This is a genomic window from Pseudomonas sp. Q1-7 (assembly GCF_028010285.1).
Lineage (GTDB): Bacteria > Pseudomonadota > Gammaproteobacteria > Pseudomonadales > Pseudomonadaceae > Metapseudomonas.
Genome location: NZ_CP116304.1, coordinates 193,746 through 210,104, shown reverse-complemented (window position 1 = coordinate 210,104; position 16,359 = coordinate 193,746). Strand labels below are relative to the sequence as shown.

17 protein-coding genes are annotated in these 16,359 nt (G+C 66.5%); 3 read left to right on the top strand and 14 right to left on the bottom strand.

Annotation, left to right across the window (positions count from 1 at the left end):
* The first annotated feature begins 196 nt into the window (after positions 1 to 196).
* The 3 genes from PJW05_RS00980 (at position 197) to PJW05_RS00970 (ending at position 2,261) form a co-directional block, all read left to right on the top strand.
* Entirely contained in the window at positions 197 to 1,114 is a 918-nt protein-coding gene (locus PJW05_RS00980) for a LysR family transcriptional regulator (protein WP_271410085.1), read from the top strand.
* A gap of 210 nt (positions 1,115 to 1,324) precedes the next feature.
* Positions 1,325 to 1,915: a hypothetical protein gene (locus PJW05_RS00975; RefSeq protein WP_271410084.1), complete on the top strand. Its 591-nt coding sequence runs from the start codon at positions 1,325 to 1,327 to the stop codon at positions 1,913 to 1,915.
* A 1-nt stretch (position 1,916) separates the two neighbouring features.
* A complete protein-coding gene (locus tag PJW05_RS00970; RefSeq protein ID WP_271410083.1) occupies positions 1,917 to 2,261 on the top strand; it encodes a hypothetical protein in 345 nt (114 codons plus the stop codon).
* A 70-nt stretch (positions 2,262 to 2,331) separates the two neighbouring features.
* On the opposite strand, the gene madM is transcribed toward PJW05_RS00970, so the two are convergent.
* The 14 genes from madM to PJW05_RS00900 all read right to left on the bottom strand — a co-directional run bounded on the left by madM (position 2,332) and on the right by PJW05_RS00900 (position 16,357).
* A complete protein-coding gene (gene madM / locus PJW05_RS00965) occupies positions 2,332 to 3,096 on the bottom strand; it encodes a malonate transporter subunit MadM (RefSeq protein WP_271410082.1) in 765 nt (254 codons plus the stop codon).
* Between the two features lie 5 nt (positions 3,097 to 3,101).
* On the bottom strand, positions 3,102 to 3,506 hold the full coding sequence (gene madL / locus PJW05_RS00960; protein WP_271410081.1) for a malonate transporter subunit MadL: 405 nt from the start codon (positions 3,504 to 3,506) through the stop codon (positions 3,102 to 3,104).
* A gap of 60 nt (positions 3,507 to 3,566) precedes the next feature.
* Positions 3,567 to 4,487 carry a malonate decarboxylase subunit epsilon gene (mdcH, locus tag PJW05_RS00955; protein WP_271410080.1) on the bottom strand — a complete coding sequence of 307 codons (921 nt, stop codon included), beginning with the start codon at positions 4,485 to 4,487 and terminating at the stop codon, positions 3,567 to 3,569.
* Positions 4,484 to 5,101, bottom strand: a complete 618-nt coding sequence (locus PJW05_RS00950) for a malonate decarboxylase holo-ACP synthase (protein ID WP_271410079.1) — start codon at positions 5,099 to 5,101, stop codon at positions 4,484 to 4,486. The genes mdcH and PJW05_RS00950 overlap by 4 nt, the downstream gene beginning before the upstream one ends.
* Positions 5,102 to 5,231: 130 nt before the next feature.
* Complete coding sequence (mdcE, locus tag PJW05_RS00945; protein ID WP_271410078.1) at positions 5,232 to 6,014, bottom strand: biotin-independent malonate decarboxylase subunit gamma; 783 nt, start codon at positions 6,012 to 6,014, stop codon at positions 5,232 to 5,234.
* Positions 6,011 to 6,865 (bottom strand): biotin-independent malonate decarboxylase subunit beta, encoded by an 855-nt coding sequence (locus PJW05_RS00940; protein WP_271410077.1) that lies wholly within the window; start codon positions 6,863 to 6,865, stop codon positions 6,011 to 6,013. Before PJW05_RS00940 ends, mdcE begins: the two co-directional genes overlap by 4 nt.
* Positions 6,858 to 7,157 (bottom strand): malonate decarboxylase subunit delta, encoded by a 300-nt coding sequence (locus PJW05_RS00935; protein ID WP_271410076.1) that lies wholly within the window; start codon positions 7,155 to 7,157, stop codon positions 6,858 to 6,860. Before PJW05_RS00935 ends, PJW05_RS00940 begins: the two co-directional genes overlap by 8 nt.
* 2 nt (positions 7,158 to 7,159) lie before the next feature.
* Complete coding sequence (locus PJW05_RS00930; protein ID WP_271410075.1) at positions 7,160 to 8,011, bottom strand: triphosphoribosyl-dephospho-CoA synthase; 852 nt, start codon at positions 8,009 to 8,011, stop codon at positions 7,160 to 7,162.
* Positions 8,011 to 9,687 (bottom strand): malonate decarboxylase subunit alpha, encoded by a 1,677-nt coding sequence (gene mdcA, locus PJW05_RS00925; protein ID WP_271410074.1) that lies wholly within the window; start codon positions 9,685 to 9,687, stop codon positions 8,011 to 8,013. The genes PJW05_RS00930 and mdcA overlap by 1 nt, the downstream gene beginning before the upstream one ends.
* 245 nt (positions 9,688 to 9,932) lie before the next feature.
* On the bottom strand, positions 9,933 to 12,347 hold the full coding sequence (locus PJW05_RS00920) for a TonB-dependent siderophore receptor (RefSeq protein ID WP_271410073.1): 2,415 nt from the start codon (positions 12,345 to 12,347) through the stop codon (positions 9,933 to 9,935).
* A gap of 244 nt (positions 12,348 to 12,591) precedes the next feature.
* On the bottom strand, positions 12,592 to 13,596 hold the full coding sequence (locus tag PJW05_RS00915; protein WP_271410072.1) for a FecR family protein: 1,005 nt from the start codon (positions 13,594 to 13,596) through the stop codon (positions 12,592 to 12,594).
* Positions 13,593 to 14,186, bottom strand: coding sequence for an RNA polymerase sigma factor (locus PJW05_RS00910; protein ID WP_271410071.1), 594 nt, complete (start codon positions 14,184 to 14,186; stop codon positions 13,593 to 13,595). Before PJW05_RS00910 ends, PJW05_RS00915 begins: the two co-directional genes overlap by 4 nt.
* Before the next feature lie 95 nt (positions 14,187 to 14,281).
* Complete coding sequence (locus PJW05_RS00905) at positions 14,282 to 15,253, bottom strand: GGDEF domain-containing protein (RefSeq protein ID WP_271410070.1); 972 nt, start codon at positions 15,251 to 15,253, stop codon at positions 14,282 to 14,284.
* Positions 15,254 to 15,328: 75 nt separating this feature from the next.
* Positions 15,329 to 16,357, bottom strand: a complete 1,029-nt coding sequence (locus PJW05_RS00900; protein WP_271410069.1) for a DUF2955 domain-containing protein — start codon at positions 16,355 to 16,357, stop codon at positions 15,329 to 15,331.
* Positions 16,358 to 16,359 lie beyond the last annotated feature (2 nt).

The window sequence follows — 16,359 nt, the reverse complement described above, 5'->3', positions numbered from 1 at the left end:
GCCATATATCTGTTAAGGAATAAGAATTTATTTACTTATGCGTTATTAGCTTATTCGCTAAAGGTCATCTCCGCTGCGCAACCGCCCCCCTGTAGGATGGGTAGAGCGGAGCGAAACCCATGCGGGTGTGTCCGAGATTCGATGGGTTTCGCAAGCTCTACCCATCCTACGCAAGCTACGAACTCAAGCGGCCGCCATGCAGATCGACGAAGAACTCACCCTGAAGAAGCTGGAAACCTTTCTCGCCTTCATGCGCAGCGGCAACCTGTCGCGCGCAGCGGCCGAGCTGAACACCAGCAACGTCAGCGTGCACCGGGCCATCCATTCCCTGGAGAGCGCCCTGCGTTGCCCGCTGTTCAAGCACGAGGGACGCAACCTGACGCCGCTGGAAAGCGCCTACGTGCTGGAGGAAAAGGCGCAGAAGCTGATTCAGGACGCCGTCGAGATGGTGCGCCTGACCCGCGAGGCGGCCGGGTTCTCCGCCGAGCGCTTCAAGCTCGGCGCGCTCTACTCGCTGACGGTGAAGACCGTGCCGCAACTGGTGATGGGCCTGAAGCTGCGGCGCAGCGAACTGAACATCGACCTCACCCTGGGCTCCAACGTCGACCTGCTCTATCGCCTGAAAAACCTGGAGCTGGACGCCATTCTGGTGTCCCTTGACGAAAGCGTGAGCGACCCGGATTGCGAGCAGTTGCCGCTGTTTTCCGACGACATCTTCCTCGCCGTGCCCACCGACTCGCCCTTCTCCGACCAGGCCGAAGTGGACCTGGCGGACCTCGCCGACTCCACCTTCATCACCCTCACCCAGGGCTTCGCCACCCACCGCGACGGCGCGCGCGTGTTCCAGCAGGCCGGCTTCGAGCCCAAGGTGGCGATGCAGGTGAACGACATCTTCACCCTGCTCAGCATGGTCAGCTCCGGGGTGGGCTATGCCCTGCTGCCGGGACGCATCGCGGCGGTCTACGAGAACCGCGTGAAGCTGATCCCGCTGCAGGCGCGCTATCGCCTGCAGCAGCACATCGGCGCGGTATTCCTGAAAGCCCGCGAGCGCGACCCGAACCTGCTCGCGCTGGTCGCCGAATGCCGCATGTACAGCCTGCGCAACGAAGGCTGAACCGAGAACGCCCAGCTTGCCAGCGCGCCCGGAGCATGGCCTCCCGCTGCCTCGTCGGACCGGCCCATTGCGGGAATTTTCCGCGTCATTCCGCGGGTTGATTCCACCGCTATATTTCGAACTTTCCCAAGCAAAAACCCGAGTCTCACTGCGAACTTCCTCGCATTGGTAAAGTTAAGATATTCAGCGCCCAACAACTTGGAGAAAAGAATGAGCCTTACACGCCAAGTACTCCTTATGGCGCTTTCTCTTGTGCTGAACGGATGCATGTCCAACCCGACAGAGATGAATAAAAACGCCTATACCGACCTATTGGTCGGGCCATATTCGATCCTGCTACCCACCGATGCTCTACGGGGCGTGACGATCATGGGTTCTGAAAGAAATGGCATCTCACTGGCATTTGATCGGAGAGACAAGGAATTGCAGCGATGGATCTCCATCTCTGCGTTCTACAACCCCGAGTTCGGCTATGAGATCGATATGCGAAAGTTCCCCAGACTTGTACTGAAGCTGGAGAAACTCACGCCCGAACTTGGTTTGAGCGATGTGGCGCTCGAGGACATCGAAAATACCTGGCGCGCCACTGTGAAAGGGCGCCGCACCAAAGTATTGAAGATACCCGGTGGCCAGGCCTACTTGGTAATGGATGACAAGAATCGGCAAATAATGGCCCACCTGACCGCAGACAATAACGCCCGCGCACTCAATTTAATCACGACATTTGGCATCAGCGAGGAACAACTGCAGGAGCTGATACTGGACAACCTGTATCTGAATGGACCGCCGCCGGAGAAGTGATATGTATCTTGAAAACGCGGAACGGGACGCCCTTTATCAGGTCATGCGGCTTCTCTGGGGCCGATACGCCGAGGTCTTTGCAGACAGAACGCATCGTTTCAACGAGATGACGGTGGATGTTGTGCAGCAGGCCATCGAAAGCCACAGAACATGCAACAGCGAGATGCTGAATCTTGTCTCGGGGCTGGCATCCGGCGCCGCTATCGGGGCCCATCGCAAGTGGCTGCGGGAAGCACTTGGAGACATCGCCGGAAAGCTCTCCAGCGGCACCCTGAAGCTCAATGGCCAGGCCTGCATGGTCTACACCTTCTCAGCGTACCGGACCCACATAGAACTCACCTTTTAATCGAAAGCGATCCGCTGGCGAGGGGACGCACCAAGGCACCCGTGACAGATCGGGGCCTTGGCAGCGCTTCTCAGCCGGTAATACCGCGCATGACGAAGAACAGCAGTGACGGCCCCAGCAGGCAGCCCAGGGCGGTGTAGAAGGCGGCGGTCAGGCAGCCGTAGGGCACAAGCGCGGGGTCGGTGGCCGCCAGGCCGCCGGCGACGCCGCTGGAGGTGCCCATCAGGCCGCCGAAGATCACCGCCGTGCGCGGGTTGTTCAGGCCGATCAGCGGGGCGACGAAGGGGGTCGCCACCATCACCATGATCGCCTTCACCAGACCCGCGGCAATGGACAGCGCCATCACCTCCGAACTGGCGCCGATGGCCGCGCCCGTCACCGGGCCGACGATATAGGTCACGGCACCGGCGCCGATGGTGGTCAGGCTCACCGCATCGGTGTAGCCGAAGGCCAGCGCCACGCCGACGCCGGCGACGAAGGAGGTGCCGATCCCGAAGAACAGCGCCACCACGCCCGACACACCGGCACGCTTGAGCTCCTCGATGTTCACCCCGAAGGCCGTGGCGACGATGGCGAAGTCCCGCAGCATGGCGCCGCCCAGCAAGCCGATGCCAGACAGCAGTGGGATATCCACCAGGCCTTTCTGCCCGCCGGTCACCACGCCACCGACGTAGGACAGCAGCAGGCCGAGGAGGATGGCGATGGCCGAGCCGTGCAGGCGGCCACGGGTGAGCCTGGCGGAGATCCAGTAGGAGAACCACATGGTCGCGCCGATCACCGCGAAACCACTGATCAGGCCGTAGCCGCCAATCACTTTCAGCATGGATTCGTACATGGCGGTCACCGCTGGGCAGGGGTCAGGGGATCAGTGGCGGCCGCCACCGGCTTCTTTTTTTGCCCGAGGCGATCGAGCACCGGGACCATGGCAAAGCCCAGGGCCACCGCGGCAATGCCGGCGAGGATCGCCATGGGGCCGCCGCTGAGGGCGCCGAGCACGTTCTGCTGGGCCGCCATGGCAACCACGATGGGGATGTAGATGGCGCTCCAGAACTCCACGCCCTGTTCCGACTTGGCGCCCATCAGGCCACGCTTGTGCAGGTAACTGCCGATGAATATCAGCAGCAGCATGGCGATGCCGACGCCGCCGACGTTGGCGGGCACGCCCAGGAGTTTGCCCAGCAGTTCACCGATGAACAGGCCTGCCAGGGTGCAGAGGGCCAGGAAGGCCACACCGTAGATGATCATTGTTGTTGTCCTCGCGTTGGGTCGAAGTTGCTTGTTCTTGTCCTTCGAAATGCACGGCGGTTATCGGGTTTGGCTTACCTCCTGACGCAGCAGGGCGTCCAGCGTGTCCAGACGAGCGCCCTGGAAGGCGACCACCGTGCCCTGTTCGAACACCCGCCGCGCGAGGCCGCTGAGCACGGCCCCGGGGGGGAGTTCGACATGCAGGCGCACCCCGCGCTCGTAGGCGGTGCGCAGGGTGCCGTGCCAGTCGATGACGCGGCACATGTTGAAGGCGAGATCGTCGCGCAGGCGCTCCGGGTCGAACACCGGCCGCGCCGTGGTCCCACTGAGATAGCGGATCGCCGGGCGGCGCAGCTCGACGCCGGCGAACACATCGGCTAGCTCGCGGGCCGGTGTCTCCAGCAAGGTGCAATGGGAGGGTACGCTCATCGCCAGGCGCTTCGCCGCGCCGGCACTCAGGGCCCGCGCGCGCTCGGCGACGGTTGCCATGGCGGCGTCGCTGCCGGCGATCACCAGTTGGTTGTCGGCGTTGATGTTGGCGAGATAGACCGGCCCCTCGGCCTCGGCCAGCAGCCGCTCCACCGTCGCCTGGTCGAGACCGAGGATGGCGGTCATGCCGTAGCCCTGTGGATAAGCCCGTTGCATCAGCTCGCCGCGCAGGGCCACCAGGCGCACGGCATCGGCGAAGTCCAGCGAGCCGGCGACGACTGCAGCCGCATAGGCACCGATGGAAAGGCCCGCCACGTAGTCGGGCGCCGGGCTGCGCGCCATCAGCAGCCGCGCGCCGGCCACCCCGGCGACCAGCAGGCAGAGCTGCACGGCGCGGGTGGATTTCAGCGCCTCGGCGGAATCCAGCGCCAGCACGTCTTCGCCCAGGGCGTCGCTGGCCTCGAGGAGGCAGGCGCTGCATTCGGTCGGCAGCTGGTGGAGCATGCCCACCTGCTGCGCACCCTGCCCGGGGAAGGCGAAAAGGCTGCTCACGCAGCGCGCTCCATGGGCTGCCAGGGGTTATCCACAAGCCGCGCCCCTTCGGCACATTTCAACAGTACGCGGCGGGATTCCCCGGCCCATTCGCGCAGGGCCACGGCGCCCAGGGGCGTTTCCAGTTGCAGGTCGATGCGGCAGGGGGCTTCGGCCAGGGCCGCCAACAACGTACGGGCCTGCTGACGTTCGAAAGGTTCGCGGGTGCGCAGCAGCAGGTCCAGATCGCTGGCGGCATGCAGCACCGGAATACCAGTGGCGAGCTGGAAACCGACGCCGCCGGTGGGCCCCCAGGAACGGTCGGTGGCGTCCAGCATCGACGCGACGGTTTCCAGGGCGCGCAACGCCGGAAGATCGCCGGGACCGAGAGGCCGCAGTTGTTCGGGGCTGAGCAGACGCCGGATGGAACGGATGGGCATGATCGCGGCCAGGCGCTGGTCACGGCTGGCGCCACGGATGCCGACGGCCACATGGCCGGGCTCGCAGAGCGCACGACGCACCACCACCGGATGCCCGGCGGCCAACACCTGCCACGCCCAGGCAGGGGCGTTCGCGGGGAGCTGGTCCGGGGTCATGCCCCAGAGCAGGTCGTGGGGTTTTGGAGTCTTGTTCATGCGTCGCTCCTTGGTGTGGGTGAGTTGTAGGTGGGTGCGGGCCACGTTGATCCGAGCGCAGCGAGGCCCAGCGATTCACGGCCAGGCACCGCCGTGTCGGGCTTCGTGCCTCAGCCCGACCTACGAGGACCTACCACTGTGCCCGCAGCCTCTCCCTGACACGCGACGACGCCGCGCGATTCTCCGCGCCGAGACGCCCGGAAAGGTCGGTGCTGTCACCGATATCCACCACCGCGCGTACCAGCACGTCGCGCACGCGGGTGAAATCAGCGTCGCCCGGCTGCTCCGCGTCGCCCACCGTCACCCGCTCCCAGAGCAGGCCGAGGGAGGCGAAGTTCTCCAGGTCGTAGGCCATGGCCGGCACCTTGGCGGCCAGTGCTTCCAGCTCTTCCACGCTGCGCAGGGTGATGCGCGCGGCCGCGGCCTTGCCCATCGCGTGGACCATCACCCCGCCGTCGTCCAGGGCGATCAGACGCTGGGCCTGGTAGCCGTGGGCGAGGAAGGCGCCGGACATGGCCTTGCCCACCAGCAGGCCGATCACCGGGTGACCCGCCAGGCGGGCGCGGGCGTAGGCGTCCACCGCCCCGGCCAGGGCCTGGTGGATGCCCAGGGCCTCCTCGCGGCGACCATAGGCCTGGCTCGGCACATCCACCAGCGCCACCAGCACGCGCTTGGCGCTGTCGCGGTCGGCCGCGATGGCTTCATCCACCGCCTTGGCCAAACCCCAGCCCTCCAGCAGGCCGACCTCGCCATTGCGAGCCCGGGGGAAGGGATTGTCGGCGTCCGGTACCACGGCGATGAAGCGCGCGGCACGGTTGCCCAGTTCGCCGTCCACCACCTTCACCGAGGCCGGGAAGCCGGCCAGTGCGTCGCCGCCGGCCAGGCCGCGCAGCCAGTTCAATCCACGGCTCATTGCTGTTCTCCCTGGTAAAGGGCGCGCACGGCGGCGGCGTCCAGTTGTTGGCAGTCGGCTCCGAGGCGCGCCAGGCGGTCGAGGAACCAGGCATGCCGGCGGCTGCGCGGCAGGCCGTGCTCAGGTTGGGCCAGCAGGCCCTGCAGGGTCTCGCGGATGGCATCGATATCGTCGGCGACGTAGGCGTCCACCAGTCCGCTGGCGGCCCGTTGCTCGCCGCCGGTGAGGCTCCAGATGAAGGGGCGGTCGCGGGAGTCGTATTCGGCAAGGCCGGCTTCCTGCTCGATCACCTGCGGTCCGTTGAGGCCCAGGCGCGCCTCGCGGGTAACCATCAGGTGGCTGCACAGGCCGGCGGCGATGGACATGCCGCCGAAGCAGCCCACAGGGCCGGCGACCAGACCGATCACCGGCTGGTACTGGCGGAGCTGGACGATGGCCGCCTGGATCTCGGCGATGGCGGCCAGGCCCAGGTTGGCTTCCTGCAGGCGCACGCCGCCGGTTTCCAGCAGCAGCACGGCGCAGGTGGGAATGCCCTGGCGGTTATCTTCCGCGGCCAGCTCCAGCGCACCGGCGATCTTCGCGCCACCGACTTCACCCATGCTGCCGCCCTGGAAAGCGCCTTCGATGGCGGCGATCACCGCCGGCTGGCCATTGATGCTGCCCTTGGCCACCACCACGCCGTCGTCGGCCTGGGGCACGATGCCCTGGCGTGGCAGCCAGGGGGAGATGACCCGGTCGAAGGGGCCAACGAGTTCACGGAAGCTGCCGGCGTCCAGCAATTCGCGGGCGCGCTGGCGGGCGCCCAGTTCGACGAAGCTGCGGGCTTCGAGCAGGCGTGCGGTGTCAGTCATATGCAAGCTCCTCCAGGCCCTGTTCCAGGCGCAGGCGCACGACGCCCGGCGTGGCGCCGAAGTCGTGGATATCGATGTTCAGGGCCGGCGGCGTCTGGCCGTCGAACAGACGCTGGAACAGCTGCTGCCAACGCGGTCCGCTGCCGTTCACGGACGTCACCACCTGGATCGTCAGGGTGCCGGCGCTGCCCGGCTCCAGCAGCACTTCGAGGTCGCCGGAGCCGACGCAGCCCACCAGGGCGCGGCCACGGGCCGGCTCGCCGGCGGGAAATTGGAAGGACAGGGTTTCCATGGTCACAGGCTCCCGGCTTTATCGAGGAACAGGCAGGCGGCCAGCAGGTCGGCGGCGCCGCCAGGCGAGGCGTTGAGGTGCAACAGGCGGGCGTCCAGCATGCGCAGTCGGCGACGGCCGTCGAGGCTGGCACTGCCGCCGGCGTCGAGCACGGCGCGGGCGCCCTGCTGCATGGCGGCCAGCCCTTCCAGCCCGGCGCGCCAGAGCACGCAGGTGTCGGCGAGGACGGTCATGATCGCCAGCAGCGCGTCGAGGCGCGCATTCTGCTCCCCGGCACCTGCGGCGCGGCTGCGCACCAGTTGCGGCAGGCCGTGGGCGATCACGGCGGGGAAGCCGAGTTGGGCCTCCTCCCGTGCCCCACGGGCGCCGTAACGACGGGTGACCTGGGCACCGTGGCTGTCGGTGCGGGGCGCTGCGCGGTCGTCGATCAGGGCGATGCGCGCAGCGCGCAGGGCAATGCCGCGTGCGTCGCCGGCGTCCGGCGCCAGTGCCTTCGCCGCCACCAGCAGGCCGAGGGCCCAGATGGCGCCGCGATGGGTGTTCACGCCGGCGGTCACGGCAAGCATCGCCGCTTCGCCTTCGCGGCCGATGCGGCCAAGTGCCTCGCGCAGGGGTTGGCCGATTTCGCCATGGGCCTGCGCGGCCTCCGCCATCTGCTTGAAGCAGGGCCAGAGGGACAGTGCCGAGGCGTGCATCAGGCCGAGGTGCAGGTCTTGGTGGGCACCGCTGCCGCGACGGTCCACCAGCGCCGGCTTGGGCGAGAGGTCGGCTTCGTCGATCAGGGCGTCCACCGCCAGGTCGGCCAGCCAGTCGGCCAGCGGCAGGTCGGCATTGCGTAGGGAGACTGCGCTCATCACCAACTCCTGAACTTGGCCGGGGGGTTGTAAAGGCCGCCGGACCACTCCACCAGTTCGGCGATGCTCTTCGCCGCCAGCAGTTCCCGCGTGGCTTGTGTACGGCGGATGCCGAGGTCTTCCGGCAATGCGATCAACCCTTCGCGGCGCATGCGCAGGGTCTCTTTCGGGTCATGGCGCAGGCCGATGGCCGTGACGCCGGCGACGGCGGCGATCATCGCCTGGCGCTCTTCGAGGCTGCGCGCCTTGTAGAGGTAGGCGATGCCCTCCTCGGTGAGCAGGTGGGTGACGTCGTCGCCGTAGATCATCACCGGCGCCAGCGGCATGCCGGCCTTCTTCGCCACCTCGACCGCGTCCAGGGTCTCGACGAAGGTGGGTTTGCCGCCTTCCTGGAAGGTCTCGACCATCTGCACCACCAGCTTCTTGCCGCGCTCCAGCAGGGTCACCGGCTCGGTCCCCCTTTCTTGACACATGGCGAGCCAGGCGGGCGTGGCGTGACGGCGGCCGCGCGGGTCGTGGCCCATGTTCGGCGCCCCGCCGAAACCGGCCAGGCGGCCACGGGTGACGGTAGAGGAATGGCCGTCGCCATCCACCTGCAGGGTGGCGCCGATGAACAGGTCCACGGCGTACTGACCGGCCAGCTGGCACATCATGCGGTTCGAGCGCATGGAACCGTCGCGGCCGGTGAAGAACACGTCCGGGCGCTGGGCGATGTAGTCCTCCATGCCCAGCTCGGTGCCGAAGCAGTGCACGCTTTCCACCCAACCGGTCTCGATGGCGGGGATCAGCGTCGGGTGCGGGTTGAGGGTCCAGTTGCGGCAGATCTTGCCTTTCAGGCCGAGGGACTCGCCGTAGGTGGGCAGGATCAGCTCGATGGCGGCGGTGTTGAAGCCGATGCCGTGATTGAGCGACTGCACCTGGTGTTTCTCGTAGATGCCACGGATCGCCATCATCGCCATCAACACGTGCACCGGCTTGATATGGCGCGGGTCGCGGGTGAACAGCGGCTCGATGTAGAAGGGCTGGTCGGCGACGACCACGAAGTCGACCCAGGAGGCCGGGATATCCACCCGCGGCAGGTCGCGCACATCATCCACCAGTTGGTTGACCTGGGCGATGACGATGCCATCGCTGAAAGCGGTGGGTTCCACCAGGGCCGGGGTGTCCTCGGTGCTGGGGCCGGTGTAGAGGTTGCCCTCACGGTCGGCCATGAAGCCGGCGACCAGCGCGACGTTGGGGATGAGGTCCACCAGCAGGCGCGAGTAGAGCTCGATGTACGTGTGAATGGCGCCGACTTCCAGCAGTCCGTCTTCCAGCAACTGGCCGATGCGCAGGCTCTGCGGGCCCGCGAAGGAGAAGTCGAGTTTGCGGGCGATGCCGCGCTCGTAGAGGTCGAGATGCTCGGCGCGGCTGACGCTGGGCATGATCATGTGCAGGTCGTGCAGGCGGCCCGGGTCGGCCTTGGCCAGGGAACGGGAGAGGAAATCCGCCTGCTTCTGGTTGTTGCCTTCGAGCACCACACGGTCGCCGGGAGCGATCAGCGCTTCAAGGGCTTCGACGATCCGTTCGCTGGGCAGCACCACGCCGTCGGCGAGGTTGCGCACCCGGTCGAGACGGCGCTGCTTTTCGGCGCGCCGGCGCGACCACTGCGGCGGGGGAGAGGGTCTTGTTGTCATGGTGGCTCCACGAGGTCCGCTGTCGTGGAGCGAACCTTAGGAGCGTGACCGGTGGGTCATCAATCAAGCTGGAGGCGTGATAGTTACGTTGAGGTTAACGATCCCTCCACCGGGCGCGTAGCCAGGCTTTTTTGTACGAGCGAATTTATTCGCGAAGCGGGCCGTGGCGCCCTATCGCGAATGAATTCGCTCCCACACCAGGTCCGTTCCCGCGAGGCGCCAACCTGCACAAGCGCCCCGCGCGGTCAAAACTCCAGGGTGGTGGACACCTGCACCAACCGCGGATCGCCGATGGAGACGTTGAGGTTGTTCACTGCCGAGCTGTAGTAGGTCTTGTCGAACAGGTTCTTCACATTGAGCTGGAGCTTGAGGCGGTTCTCGCCCAAGGGCGTTTCGTAGCTGGCGAAGGCGTCGGCCACGGTGTAGGCATCCAGGTCGAAGGTGTTCTCGGCATCGCCGGCGCGTTTGCCCGTGTAGCGGGCGCCGAAGCCGGCGCGCAGGCGGTCGCCCTCGAACAGCGGGCCGAAGTCGTAGACCGCCGAGAGCGAGCCGGTATGGCGCGCGACGTTCTGCAGGCGATTGCCTTCCAGCACTGGGTCCTTGGTCACCTCGGCGTCGATGAAGGCATAGCTGCCGATCAGGCTGAGGTCGTCGGTGAGTTGGCCGGAGAGGTCCAGCTCGACACCCCTTGAACGCACTTCGCCGGCGGTGCTGGCGACGGTTTCGCCGTTGACGGTCTGGGTCACCAGCACATTGGACTTGTCGATGTCGAACAGCGCCAGGGTGCCAGTGAGACGCCCGGGAATGTCGAGCTTGGCGCCGATCTCCCAGCTCTTGCCCTCTTCCGGGTCGAGACCGTTGATGGACGCGCCGCCGGTGAGGGGAGCGATGGTGGAGTTGGGTTTGAACGACTCGCTGTAGCCGCCGTAGAAGGACAGCGTATCGCCCCATTGGTAGACCAGGCCGGCGCGCGGCACCCAGGTCTGGCCGTCGATATCGGTGTTCGCCTGGAAGGGGCGGCCACGCCCGGCGAACTGGTCGTAGAGCTGGTAACGGGCACCGGCGACGAAGATCCAGCGGTCGGTCAGGTGCACCGAATCCTGGATGAAGGCCGACTGGGTCTCGATGCGGTCGGTCTGGTCGCTGTCGCGGGCGATCACTGTAGTGGGCACCGGCACCTGGCCGTACACCGGGTCGTTGTAGTTCAGCCGGCGCGTGGTGTTCTGGCGGATCAGGTCTTCGCGGTAGAACTTGCGGTATTCGTGATCCACGCCCATCAGCAGGTCGTGGCGCATGTCGCCGAGGTCGATTTTGCCGTCCAGGTCGAAGGTGGCGAAATGCTCGGTGCTCACCGCGCCACGGGTGCCATCGAGACGACGGCCGACGGTGCCGTTGCTGGTGTTGATGTTGATCACCCGCGCCTGGTAGTCATCGTAGGTATCGCGGTTGTAGCTGTAGGCGAAGTGCGCCTTCCAGTCTTCGCTGAGGCGGTGCGACAGGTCGAAGATAGTCAGGTCGGAGCGGCCCTCGGTGCTGTTGTAGGGCTCGTCCAGGCGGCGCTCTGCGGGGATGTTCAGCGGCTTGTTGGTGCGCGGGTCGATCACCGTGCCGCGGTCGAAGGGCACGCTGTACTCGCGGTGTTCGTAGCTGAGGTTGACTGTGGTGTCCTCGCCGAACCAGGCGATGGAGGGGGCGATGGTCTTCTCGCGGCTGTGGCCGAAGTTGCGCCAGTAATCGGCATCGTCATAGTCCGCGATCAGCCGATAGGCCAGGCCGGTGTCCCCGAGCGGGCCGGTCACATCCAACTGTCCGCCGCTGCCGTTCTTGCCATCGCCATAGGTGGACGCGCGGCCGGTGATGGCGTGGTAGGCCTCGAGCTGCGGCTTCTTGCTGATGACGTTGATCACGCCGCCCGGGTCGAGAATGCCGTAGAGCATGGAGGCGGGCCCCTTGAGCACTTCGACGCGGTCGGCGGTGGCGGTCAAGTTGCGGCCCTGGATGGTGCGCATGCCGTCGCGCAGGATGGAGCCGTCGCGGTTGTCGCCAAAACCGCGCTTCATCACCGCGTCCAGGGTGCTACCGAGGGTGTTCGCCTGGGTGATGCCACTGACGTTGTAGAGCGCGTCGTCAAGATGCTGCGGCTGCTGGTCCGCCAGCACCTGAGACGGCACTACGGCCACGGCCTGGGGAATCTCCAGCAGCGGCGCCTCGGAGCGCATGATCGCGGTCACCGGCGGCGGCTGGTAGCTGCCGACCTGGACCAGGCGCGAATCGATGTTCACCGCGTCGAGCTTCATCGCGCCATCGTTGCCGGCGGGCTCCAGAGTCAGGGTGTCGGCGCCGAGCTGGCGCCAGGTGAGGCCGGAACCGGCGAGCAGACGACCGAGGGCCTCGGCGGTGCTCATTCGCCCCCGCACCGCCGGGGCCTTCACGCCGTACGGCGCATCCTGGGTGTAGACCACGCTGAGGCCGGTAACGCGGCTGAAGGCGTCCAGCGCCAGGGGCAGCGGCTGGGCCGGGATATCGAATTCATGGGCGGCGGCCGTGGCCTCGGCCTGGGCCGCCCCCGCAGTCAGCAGCAGGGGCCCGGCCACCAGCAACGAAGCCATCCCCAGGCCCCCGAACACACCATCCCGCACCCGCTTTGTCCTGTACTTCATGAATTCCCGCACCCTGGATGTAGTGGCTTCTCTATTGCGAATTACTCGCATTTCAAGCACTACACGGATGCCGACATGAAGTACCTCAGTGGGAATACTAAAAATTTCCGGGGAGCGCTTCTCTGTGGGGGCGAATTCATTCGCTATGGGCAGCGCAGCTGCCCCCTGGAAGCGCGTAGGGCATACCTTCGGTCTGCTTAGCGATTGAATTCGCCCCCACAAGAGATTGGAGACGGACCGCGCCTCAGCGCAGGATCATCACTCGCCCCAACAGTTCATCCTGCTTGAAACCCACCACCGCCTGCAGCGAGGTGAGCACCGCCGCCGGGTCGTGGCTGGGGAAGCTGCCGCTGATGCGCTTGTCGGCCAGTTCGCGGTCGAGCAGGAGGATGCGGCCCGGGTAATAGCGATCCAGTTCGGCCAGCACTTCGCCCAAGGGCGCGCGATAGAAGCTCAGGCGGCCTTCCCGCCAGGCGAGCTGCGCCGCCGTATCCACCGTCGCCACTCGACCGGCTTCACCGTTGGCGAAGGCGACCTGCTGACCGGCCCCCAGAATCTGCTGCACGCCGTCAGGGCGGGCGCGCACACCGACGCGGCCCTGCTCCACCGTGACCCGCGCACCGGCCGGCCGCAGGCGTACTTCGAAGCGGGTGCCGAGCACCCGCGCCTCACCGCCATGGGCCGCCACCACGAACGGCACTTGCCCCGGCGTGACCCTGAAGTAGGCCGCCCCGCGCCGCAGTTCCACCTCCCGGGCATAGGTGCCGTAGCGCACGGCCAGCGCGCTGTCAGCGTCCAGCGTGATCCGCGAACCATCGGCCAGGGTGACTTCGCGTACTTCGCCCGGGGCGGAGACGTAATCGGCCCCGAGGTCATCCAATCGATCCAGGGGCTGCCAGCCGCCGACCCAGGTCATCAGCAGCACGCTGGCGGCCATGGCCAGCGCCGCGATCCAGCGCGCGGAACGGCGACGCGGCGGGGCAGCCATGCGCGCCAGCAGGGCATCCAGGCTCTGCGCCTCATCCACTGCCAGGCGCGACGCGCCGGTCTGGGTCAGGCACCAGAGGTCCTGGGCGCGGGTGTAGGCATCCACATGTTCCGGTGCGGCATACAGCCAGGTCTCGAACGCCTTGCGCAAGGCCGGCTCCGGCTGACCCTGCAGCCGCCCGAGCCAGAGCCAGGCGACCTGGTCGAGGTCGGGCTCGCGGTCGCCGTCGACGGCGTGCAAGGGCGGTGGCGTGAGGCTCATGACGTGATGCTCCGGGTGTGGTGATGAGCCTGTGCGACCTCGGCGAGGCTCGCCTTGCAGACATCCAGGGCGCGCATCATATGTTTTTCCACGGCGCTCTGGGTCAGGCCCATGGCGCGGGCGATCTCGCCGTAGGTACGCCCGTGGATGCGGTTGAGCAGGAAGATCTGCCGCGTGCGCTCGGGCAGGTTGCGCAGCGCCGCTTCCACATGGCGCAGTTCACTGCCAGCTTCCAGCGCGGACTCGGGCGAGGACGGCTCGGCCAAATGCTGCTCCGGCAGCAGGGCGCTTTCGGCGCGAGTGCGCGATCCTTCGCTGCGCATATGGTCGATCGCCATGTTGTGGGCGCTGCGCAGCAGGTAACTGCCCAGGTCTTCCACCGGCGTCTCGGGACGCCGCCAGAAACGCAGAAACAACTCCTGCACCAGGTCAGCCGCGGTGGCGCGGCAGCCGACCTTGCGCCCGACCAGAGCCTCCATCTGTTGGCGACGGGACAGGAAGGTCCGCAGGAAATCCTCCCGGCGCGCAGGCTCGCCGGGCACGCAAGCGTCGCTTGGCGCGGCATCGACCGGGAGTGGGGAATCGGACATGACGGGAGCCAGGCAGGCGCATAGGAGAAGAAAGGCCTCAAATGATAATGCTTATCAAATAAGCCTGCCTAGCAGGACGATGCTCGCCGCCGCGCTCAATCCGCCAGGACGATCTGGTTCTTGCCGCTGCGCTTGGCCTTGTACATCGCCGCGTCGGCGCGGGCGTAGAGGCTGTCGAGGCTGCCGTCATCGCGCAGGCTGGCCAGGCCCTGGCTGACGGTAACGCCAAAACTCTTGCGCCCGCAGGTGAAGCCCAGCCGCTGTACTTCCCGCTGCAGCCGCTCGGCGATTTGCCGGGCCAGGTCGGGCGGGCAGCCGGGCAGCAGCGCGGCGAACTCCTCGCCGCCGATGCGGCCGAACAGGTCGCCCCGGCGCAGGGCGTTGGCGCCGCACTGGGCGATACGCTGCAGCACCTGGTCGCCCATCTGGTGGCCGTGGGTATCGTTGATCTGCTTGAAGTCATCGATGTCCAGCAGGATGAAGGCCAGCGGGCTGCCGAACTGCACGGAATGCGCGAACTCGCGTTCAGCGCATTCGAAGAAGTGCCGGCGGTTGCTGCTCTTGGTCAACACATCGGTGGTGGCCAGGCGGTGCAGTTCGCCTTCCAGCTGCTTCTTCTCGGTAATGTCTTCGGCGATGCCGACGACGATGGTCGGCTGGTTCTCGCCACCACGCTGGCTGATGAAGCATTTGTCACTGATCCAGCGCAGTTGGCCGTCGGCGCGGATGATGCGGTACTCGCGGGCTTCGATGGCGCCCTTCTCCAGCACCTCGGCAAAGCTCTGTGCGGCGTAGTCCAGGTCGTCGGGGTAGATGCAGTTGCGCCATTCGTTGTAGTCCGCCAGCAGCAGCGCGGCGGAACGGCCGAATAGGCGTTCGTAGGCCGGGCTCACATAGATGACCCGCTGGGCTTGCCAGTCGAAGGCCCAGAGCACCGCATTCACGCCACCCAGCAGGCTGCTGAAGATGGCTTCGCGCTCGCGCAGACGCTCCACCTCGCCCCGGCTGTGGAGCAGGGCAAGGGTCAGTTTTTCCAGTTCGCTGGGGGCGTCGAGGGACGTTTCCATTCGGCCACTACCTTCAAGAGACCTGCCTTCGACAGATTAGGCAGGCAAAAGTGCGGCCGGCAATCGAGCCGACGGTCAGCCGTGACTGGCATGACGGAAGGCAGGAAAACGGTTCAGCAGCCGGTGCAGGACGAACACCGCCACCAGGGTGAGGAACACCGCGACACACACCGAGCTCAGGCGGTAGGCGATGGAATAGACCACGTCGTGCTGCGGCGTAAGGTACTGGCCGAACACGATGGCCAGGGTCGTCAGGGCACCGAACCCAATGCCCTGCGCGCCCTCCAGCACATGCAGCCGCGCGCAGCAGAAGGCGGCAGTCCAGTACATCAGGGTCACCAGCGGCAGCACGTCGTAGTGGCTGTAGAGCACCAGTTGCAGCAGCAGCCCGAGGGCGCAGCCGAGCAGGGTGCCGAGGGCACGAATGCGGCCGGCGAAGCGGATGCCGTTCCAGTGCATGGGGAACAGCACCAGGATCGACGCCACCTGGGCCGACAGCGAATCGCGCAGGTCGAAGCTCTGGAACAGGATGAACGACAGGGTGGCAATGCTGGCGCCAAGCACCGCTTCGTGGCGCTGGCTGGGCAGGTCCTTCGCCGGCGCCGGCCGGGGTGGGCGCGGTTCGGCATCGGGAAACAGCCAGAACATCAGCCAGGCGATGAGCACGGTGAGGCCGGCGGCCACCAGGTTGCTGGCAACCAGGTCGTAGAGGTGGGTGTCCGGGTAACTGGCGAAGTGCAGTTGCATGGAGAGGAACACGCAGCCCAGGGCGCCGAACATGAACAGCGGCCCCTGGGCCATCAGGCGGAAACGCCAGAGAAAGCCGAGGAAGGCCAGCGGCACTATCAGCTGCGGGCGGTCGCCGAACAGGCCGTAGATCAACAGCACCTCGCCGCTGACCACCAGCGCCTGCAGCAGGAACTGGCGCACCACATGGGCATTGATGCTGGGCGTGAGGCCGAGCAGCAGCATGGGATAAACGCAGAAGAAGGCGCCGTTGTCCCAACCCATCAGCTTGCAGAGGAACAGCCCCAGGGTGCCGCCGCCGGCCAGGCGCAGGCACTGGCGCAGATCATTCTCGGTCAGGACGGTTCGCCGGTTCATGG

Bases quoted from the DNA above. Each gene is read 5' to 3' on its own strand.
- PJW05_RS00980 (WP_271410085.1), top strand. From the start codon at position 197: ATGCAGATCGACGAAGAACTCACCCTGAAGAAGCTGGAAACCTTTCTC.
- PJW05_RS00975 (WP_271410084.1), top strand. From the start codon at position 1,325: ATGAGCCTTACACGCCAAGTACTCCTTATGGCGCTTTCTCTTGTGCTG.
- PJW05_RS00970 (WP_271410083.1), top strand. From the start codon at position 1,917: ATGTATCTTGAAAACGCGGAACGGGACGCCCTTTATCAGGTCATGCGG.
- madM (WP_271410082.1), bottom strand. From the start codon at position 3,096: ATGTACGAATCCATGCTGAAAGTGATTGGCGGCTACGGCCTGATCAGT.
- madL (WP_271410081.1), bottom strand. From the start codon at position 3,506: ATGATCATCTACGGTGTGGCCTTCCTGGCCCTCTGCACCCTGGCAGGC.
- PJW05_RS00950 (WP_271410079.1), bottom strand. From the start codon at position 5,101: ATGAACAAGACTCCAAAACCCCACGACCTGCTCTGGGGCATGACCCCG.
- mdcE (WP_271410078.1), bottom strand. From the start codon at position 6,014: ATGAGCCGTGGATTGAACTGGCTGCGCGGCCTGGCCGGCGGCGACGCA.
- PJW05_RS00940 (WP_271410077.1), bottom strand. From the start codon at position 6,865: ATGACTGACACCGCACGCCTGCTCGAAGCCCGCAGCTTCGTCGAACTG.
- PJW05_RS00935 (WP_271410076.1), bottom strand. From the start codon at position 7,157: ATGGAAACCCTGTCCTTCCAATTTCCCGCCGGCGAGCCGGCCCGTGGC.
- PJW05_RS00930 (WP_271410075.1), bottom strand. From the start codon at position 8,011: ATGAGCGCAGTCTCCCTACGCAATGCCGACCTGCCGCTGGCCGACTGG.
- mdcA (WP_271410074.1), bottom strand. From the start codon at position 9,687: ATGACAACAAGACCCTCTCCCCCGCCGCAGTGGTCGCGCCGGCGCGCC.
- PJW05_RS00920 (WP_271410073.1), bottom strand. From the start codon at position 12,347: ATGAAGTACAGGACAAAGCGGGTGCGGGATGGTGTGTTCGGGGGCCTG.
- PJW05_RS00915 (WP_271410072.1), bottom strand. From the start codon at position 13,596: ATGAGCCTCACGCCACCGCCCTTGCACGCCGTCGACGGCGACCGCGAG.
- PJW05_RS00910 (WP_271410071.1), bottom strand. From the start codon at position 14,186: ATGTCCGATTCCCCACTCCCGGTCGATGCCGCGCCAAGCGACGCTTGC.
- PJW05_RS00905 (WP_271410070.1), bottom strand. From the start codon at position 15,253: ATGGAAACGTCCCTCGACGCCCCCAGCGAACTGGAAAAACTGACCCTT.
- PJW05_RS00900 (WP_271410069.1), bottom strand. From the start codon at position 16,357: ATGAACCGGCGAACCGTCCTGACCGAGAATGATCTGCGCCAGTGCCTG.